1 protein-coding gene and 1 pseudogene are annotated in these 2,251 nt (G+C 61.4%); both read right to left on the bottom strand.

The window, feature by feature from the left end; all coding sequences use genetic code 11:
- Nucleotides 1-61: 61 nt before the first annotated feature.
- Nucleotides 62-1,471, bottom strand: a pseudogene (locus CP49_RS37110) (ISNCY-like element ISBva1 family transposase).
- A gap of 1 nt (nt 1,472) precedes the next feature.
- The gene (locus CP49_RS37105; protein WP_057855061.1) at nt 1,473-1,817 is read right to left on the bottom strand and encodes a DUF6788 family protein; all 345 of its coding nucleotides are present in this window, start codon (nt 1,815-1,817) and stop codon (nt 1,473-1,475) included.
- Nucleotides 1,818-2,251 lie beyond the last annotated feature (434 nt).

Here is a 2,251-nt window from a genome sequence, read left to right as displayed (position 1 = left end):
AACGAGAAGCCCCGCGGGGGCCGCGGGGCGATGAGAGGCCAAGATTGGCGCTGGAAATGGACTAGCTTTGGAGTGACTGTTCTTCCATCACGCGACCGATGCTCATGAGATTGTCAGCGACAACGCCGAGCCCCGACCCAGCGCTTCATTCCAGTGCTGCCTTTGTAGCGCAGCGATCGAGCCCGTGCCGCCGTTTGGCCACGCTGATGCGCCCCTCGCATCCGGTCCGCCATTTCTGGCCGTTGCGGAACCAACGCTTCTTCTGCTCGCGCTTGCGCGCGACGCTCTTGGTGGAGCGATTGGGGATGCAGACGCGTTTGACGCCACTTGCCTTCGCCGCGGCTTCATTCCTGGCGGAGTAGAACCCGGCGTCTGCCGCGACCAGACGTGGCGTGCGACCGAGCTTGGCTTGGTGGATTTCGATGGCCGGGATCAACAGGTCCGAATCGCTCGGCCGCCGGTCGTAGACTTCGTAGTCGATCACGATTTGGTTTTCGGCTTCCTGCAGCTTGACCATCTTGCCGAACTCGTTGGGCTTGCCGGCCTTGCCCTTGCGAATGATCTCCGTCGAGGGTTCGAACACGCTGAAGAGCTTGTCCTCCGCCCGCGTGTTGCCGCGGAAGATGCGTTCCCGGGTCTGCTGCATCACCTGCCGTACGAGCGACATCATCGTTTCCAGCTCCAGCCGCAAACCTTGCAGCGCCAGCCGCTTCAAGATGCCCCTGGCCCGCTTCACGGCGGTGGCGATCTCATGGGAGAAGCGCTTCGCTTGCCCCACCACACGGCTCGTCGAGTTCAACAGCCGCCGGTAGCCTTGCTTGAGCTTCTCGTGATTGAGCGGTCCTTTGGCACGCGCGGTTCGCGAGATATCGAGCAGGCGCAGTTTTACGCTTCGCGTTCGGTCGCGCAGTTTTGTTCCGACCGTGCCGACGATCTTGGTGACCTTCTTCATGGTGCGGATCAACACCCTTACCCCGTCGCCCAGCAACGTGCTGTCGGTTGGGTAATGGATGTTGGTCTCCACCACCGTCGTATCCACGCGCATTCTGCGTCCCTGCGTCACCCCTTGTTGCTGCGCAATTTGCACGATCCGGTCGTGAATCTGCTTGATCGTGTCCGGATCCACAGCCAGGCCCCAACGTCCCATCGTCTTGACGTCCGGCGTCTTGCCGCCGCCCACCCGGGTGAAGTCGCGGTAAACCAGGTTGGCGCGCACTTCGCGTTCCAGTACGTGATAGCTCCAGTTGCGAACGTGCTTGAGGATCAACAATCGCAACACCACCTCGGCCGGCGCTCCCAGCCGACCACGACCACGACTCTTGGGATGTCGTCTCGCCAGCGCCTCGTACACCGCACCGACGATCTGTTCATCCGCCAGAACCCGGTCAGCATGGGTCATCCAGCCTTCGCGAAGATCGCTCACTTCCCCGGCGATCAAGCCGTCGCCGAAGCTCAGTTGCGCTCTGCGCATCTCAATCACGTTTCTTCCTACCCCGCGGCACCGCCGCATCAGGGCGCAGCAGGTGGTGATTGAGCTCGCAGATCGCCTCGATCGCGTCTTTCAGCTTCTGGTAGTTGTCCAGCCAACGGCGCACCTCGGCAACGCGCTCGCGCCGCACGCTGAACTGACGCACGCGTCCGCCCGCATAGCTTACCGTCAGGACATGCACCTGGTGCCCTTCGCCGCGCGCGCATTTCGGGCAGCCGCTCTTATGACGAACCGTGCGCTCCAGCAGCGAGCCGCGCAGCAGTTCGCCGGTGACCGGTAGCTTGTCGACAAGCTTCTCACGCGTTTGAAGGGCTCGATTATGAATCATTCATAAGAATGAATCAACGCTGCCGCTTCAAGTCAACCCCAATCCGTCCGACCTTGCAGTTTTCGCCACAGCGAGCGATTCTGGCAGCCGCACAAGGCCGCCGATTTTTGCGCCGGAAAGTAGGCTAGTTTCCTGTCGCGAAACGCCCGGATTTGGGGGCGCCGATCCAAGTTATGCCGATGGATTGGGCACAAAATGACGGAGAGCAACGGGACCGGCAAGCTCGGGACAGATGATTTTTGAGTTGGTTTCAGGTATTGCGCGCCGGCTGTCAGCTTGAGATGCGCTGAGCCGTGGCCACTTTGAGTGACCGGGACAGCCCTACGGGTCTATCAAGCAGCTTTTCGCCTGCGCGACGATCCCGCCATCAGCATTGCCGCAATCCTCATGAGATTGTTGGCGAGCACCGCGGCGCCGACCCACAGTTCGAAGCG

The sequence above is a fragment of the Bradyrhizobium valentinum genome, from assembly GCF_001440405.1.
Lineage (GTDB): Bacteria > Pseudomonadota > Alphaproteobacteria > Rhizobiales > Xanthobacteraceae > Bradyrhizobium > Bradyrhizobium valentinum.
This window is presented reverse-complemented; position numbering and strand designations above follow the sequence as displayed.

What these genes read in the sequence shown, in the direction of transcription:
- CP49_RS37105 (WP_057855061.1), bottom strand. Translation starts at nt 1,817, where the DNA reads ATGATTCATAATCGAGCCCTTCAAACGCGTGAGAAGCTTGTCGACAAG.